Genomic DNA, 4,326 nt, shown 5'->3' on the forward strand with positions numbered 1-4,326 from the left:
GTTAATCCAAACCTCTGTTATATCTTTAACTCCAACCTCTGTAAACAAAAGGTAGGAATAAGTTATTTTTGTGTAAAGTTATTCTAGTTATTAATCCAAAACTGTAAACCTATTTCAGGAAAGGTCAAGGTAGTAACACGTGAAAAAATATAAAGGATATAATTGCAAAAATATCCTTTATTTTTTACAAAATATCCTTTATATTTTCGGGGGTGTTTTATTCTTTGATTTTCAATATATTTAAAAGGAGCATTTTTAGGTGGTAAAATCTTGTTTTTTTACACTTCTATCTTGTGTATATGAATAAGTTTACTTGTCTTGTTTTTCGAAAAAGGAGAAGATACTAAGAAAAAAACAATAATTTTGTAATAGTCGATAGTCTTTTACGAAAAGAACAAAGTTATCCGTTTCTTCTAAAATGTTTATTAATTTGTCTGTTCGCAAGTCTTATATTTATGGAAATAACAAAAACACTCTGTTTCTTACTCCTTTGTTTGACAACTCCTGTTTCTGCCGTCAATGAGATAAATACTCTTTTAAAGAATTTGGATGACGCAATAGAGAGTCGTTCAATCTATTTGCAAGAAAGAGAAAACAGAATAAACGAGATAAAAAAACAAATTCAGATCACCTCTGTTGATGATGAGACATTATATAATGTATATGGAGATTTGTTTGAAGAGTATAAAGCATTCCAGATGGATTCGGCGTTGTCTATTGCGAATGCCAGAATTGCCGTAGCTGAACGGATCGGAGAACAAAATAAAAATCTTATCGCTTCGATGAATCTGGCCGAGGTATTAATAGGAACCGGAATGTATAAAGAGGCCTTTGATATATTAGATAGTCATAGTGGCGCTACGCAGGCCATAGAGGTGTTGACATATCGGTATCATCTGTATCATTCTCTTTATGTGTTGATGACAAATTATTCATTGGCAGAAAAACAGAAAAAAGAATATAAACACTTAGTTATTCAATATAAAGATTCTATACTCAGTGTTTTAACCGATCAAGATATCGGATATCATATGGTTCGGACTACTCGTCTTCTTTCGGAGAATCGTACAGATGAGGCTTTGCAGGTTGCTTTGGATTGTATGGAGAGCTTTGGAAATAATGAACATGCAATAGCTATGGCTGCATATACGCTCTATGAAGTATATCACCAAATGGGAAACAGAGAAGAAGAAAAGAAATATTTAGCGATATCTGCTTTAGGAGATATAAAGGGGGCAGTAAAGGAGTATATCTCTCTTCGTGCTTTGGCTGTCATGCTATATGAGGATGGTGATATAAGCAGAGCTTACGATTATACAAAATGTGCTATGGAAGATGCTATATTCTGCAATGCTCGTCTTCGTGCTTTGGAGATTTCCCAGATGCTACCTATTATAAATGATTCTTACGATGCGAAGATTGTAAAAGAGAAAAGACGACTGACTTTCCTCCTGAGTATTATCTCTGTTCTTTTCCTCTTTCTGATCGGAGCCGTACTTTATATTTATAAACAACTAAAGGCTCTGTCTGCAGCCCGTAAGCGCTTGAAACAGATAAATCTGGATTTGGAAACCGTTAATTCCGATTTGAATAAGTTGAATCGGGAGTTGTCTGAATCTAATCTGGTGAAAGAGGAATATATTGGCTATGTGTTTTCAATATGTTCAAACTATATTGACAAATTAGAGGACTTCAGAAAGAAAACAAACCGTAAACTGAAAATCGGTCAAATTGATGAATTATTACAGATGACAAACTCTTCCTCTCTTGTGTCTGATGAATTAAAAGAATTTCATCGTAGTTTTGATACAATATTTCTTAAACTCTATCCTAAATTTATTGAAGACTTCAACTCCCTTCTTATTCCTGAAGAAGTCATTATACCTAAGGAAGGAGATCTCCTTACACCGGAATTGCGCATCTTTGCACTTGTTCGGCTTGGCATCTCAGATAGTGTTAAAATAGCTGATTTTCTGCATTACTCTACGCAGACAGTATATAATTACCGACTGAAAGTAAGAAATAAATCCCGTATTCCTAAAGACGATTTTTCAGTTGCCATCAATCAAATCGGACGTATTGTCATGTAATATGTCATAATTTCGAAACTTTATCCCTCCTTCTTTTTTGGCATACCATTTGTGTAATGGATGATACGAAACTTGAATAATAACTTAAAATAAATATAAAAGAAATGGGTAAAATTATTGGAATAGACTTAGGAACAACCAACTCTTGTGTTGCTGTATTGGAAGGTAACGAACCGGTTGTTATTACAAATAGTGAAGGGAAAAGAACTACTCCCTCTGTTGTTGCTTTCGTAGAAGGTGGCGAAAGAAAAGTAGGTGATCCTGCAAAACGTCAGGCAATTACAAACCCTGAAAAAACGATATTCTCTATCAAACGTTTTATGGGTGAAACATACGATCAGGTACAAAAAGAAATTGGTCGTGTACCTTATAAAGTAGTTAAGGGGGATAACAATACTCCACGTGTGGATATTGACGGACGTTTATATACTCCGCAGGAAATATCTGCCATGACACTTCAGAAAATGAAGAAAACGGCAGAAGATTACTTAGGACAAGAAGTAACCGATGCCGTTATTACCGTGCCTGCTTACTTTAGTGATGCACAACGTCAGGCCACGAAAGAAGCCGGTGAAATTGCCGGACTGAACGTACGCCGTATTGTAAACGAACCAACTGCTGCTTCCTTAGCTTATGGTCTGGATAAGTCCAACAAAGACATGAAGATTGCTGTATTTGACTTGGGTGGTGGTACTTTCGATATTTCTATCCTTGAATTAGGTGATGGAGTATTCGAAGTAAAATCAACTAATGGTGATACGCATTTAGGAGGTGACGACTTTGACCACGTAATTATTGATTGGTTGGCAGAAGAATTCCTGAAAGAAGAAGGAATTGATTTGCGGAAAGACCCAATGGCTTTGCAACGTTTGAAAGAAGCTGCTGAAAAAGCAAAGATTGAATTGTCAAGCACAACAAGTACAGAAATCAACTTACCGTATATCATGCCGGTAAATGGTATTCCAAAGCACTTGGTAAAGACATTGACACGTGCCAAATTTGAACAATTGGCAGATTCTTTGATTCAGGCTTGCGTCGAACCTTGTCGTAAATCATTAAGCGATGCCGGCCTTACTACGTCTGACATTGACGAAGTAATCTTGGTGGGTGGTTCTACACGTATCCCTGCAATCCAGAATATTGTAGAGAAATTCTTCGGAAAAGCTCCTTCCAAAGGTGTAAACCCGGACGAAGTAGTAGCCGTAGGAGCTGCAATTCAGGGGGGTGTATTGACCGGTGAAGTGAAAGACGTATTGTTGCTCGACGTAACTCCGCTTTCATTAGGTATTGAAACCATGGGTGGCGTAATGACGAAGTTGATCGAATCTAACACAACGATACCGACAAAGAAGTCAGAAACATTTACAACGGCTGTGGACAATCAACCATCAGTAGAGATACATATTCTTCAAGGAGAACGTTCTTTGGCAAGAGATAACAAATCAATCGGCCGTTTCCATTTGGATGGAATACCTTCCGCGCAACGTGGTGTACCTCAGATTGAAGTAACATTTGATATTGACGCTAACGGTATCCTGAACGTATCTGCCAAAGATAAAGGAACAGGAAAACAACAAAGTATCCGTATCGAAGCATCCAGTGGTTTGAGTGATGATGAAGTAAAACGTATGAAAGACGAAGCTGCTGCCAATGCAGAAGCCGATAAGAAAGAAAAAGAACGTATCGACAAACTGAATCACGCAGATAGTTTAATCTTCCAGACTGAAAAACAATTAAGTGAATTAGGTGATAAACTACCGGCCGACAAGAAAGCTCCGATTGAAGCTGCCCTTGCCAAACTGAAAGAAGCGCACAAAGCACAAGACGTTGCCGCTATCGACTCCGCAACCGCAGAATTGAACAGCGTATTCCAGGCAGCAAGTCAGGAAATGTACAACGCCCAAGTCGGAGCTCAGGGAGGTCCTCAACCAGGTGCCGACTTTAACCAAGGTGCAAGCAACAACAGCGAACCTAAAGATGGTGGTGTAACTGATGTTGACTTTGAAGAAGTCAAGTAAGTGCTGATTAACACTGATTAATACAAATTAGTAAATCGCTGTAAATGTAATATTTACGGCGATTTTTTTTGTTTTTATATTTTTCAAAATGTTTGTAAGCCTCCGGTAAACCACGTATTGCAGTTCTTTACAAATTGATATAACTAGCCTCGAGTAGGATCAAGTCTTATCCTATTTGGGGTTAGTTGGTACAAGTTTGGCCTATTCTTAACGAGTAG

2 protein-coding genes are annotated in these 4,326 nt (G+C 37.5%); both read left to right on the top strand.

Annotated elements, in window-relative coordinates; translation table 11 throughout:
* The first annotated feature begins 455 nt into the window (after positions 1-455).
* Positions 456-2,090, top strand: coding sequence for a DUF6377 domain-containing protein (locus PHT93_RS15065; RefSeq protein WP_300244593.1), 1,635 nt, complete (start codon positions 456-458; stop codon positions 2,088-2,090).
* A 104-nt stretch (positions 2,091-2,194) separates the two neighbouring features.
* Entirely contained in the window at positions 2,195-4,108 is a 1,914-nt protein-coding gene (gene dnaK / locus PHT93_RS15070) for a molecular chaperone DnaK (RefSeq protein ID WP_300244595.1), read from the top strand.
* The last annotated feature ends 218 nt before the right edge of the window (positions 4,109-4,326 follow it).

Origin of the sequence: Massilibacteroides sp., from assembly GCF_028705895.1 — a bacterium.
Taxonomy (GTDB): Bacteria; Bacteroidota; Bacteroidia; order Bacteroidales; family Tannerellaceae; genus Massilibacteroides.

Coding starts and splice junctions, on each gene's coding strand:
- dnaK (WP_300244595.1), top strand. CDS start 2,195: ATGGGTAAAATTATTGGAATAGACTTAGGAACAACCAACTCTTGTGTT.
- PHT93_RS15065 (WP_300244593.1), top strand. CDS start 456: ATGGAAATAACAAAAACACTCTGTTTCTTACTCCTTTGTTTGACAACT.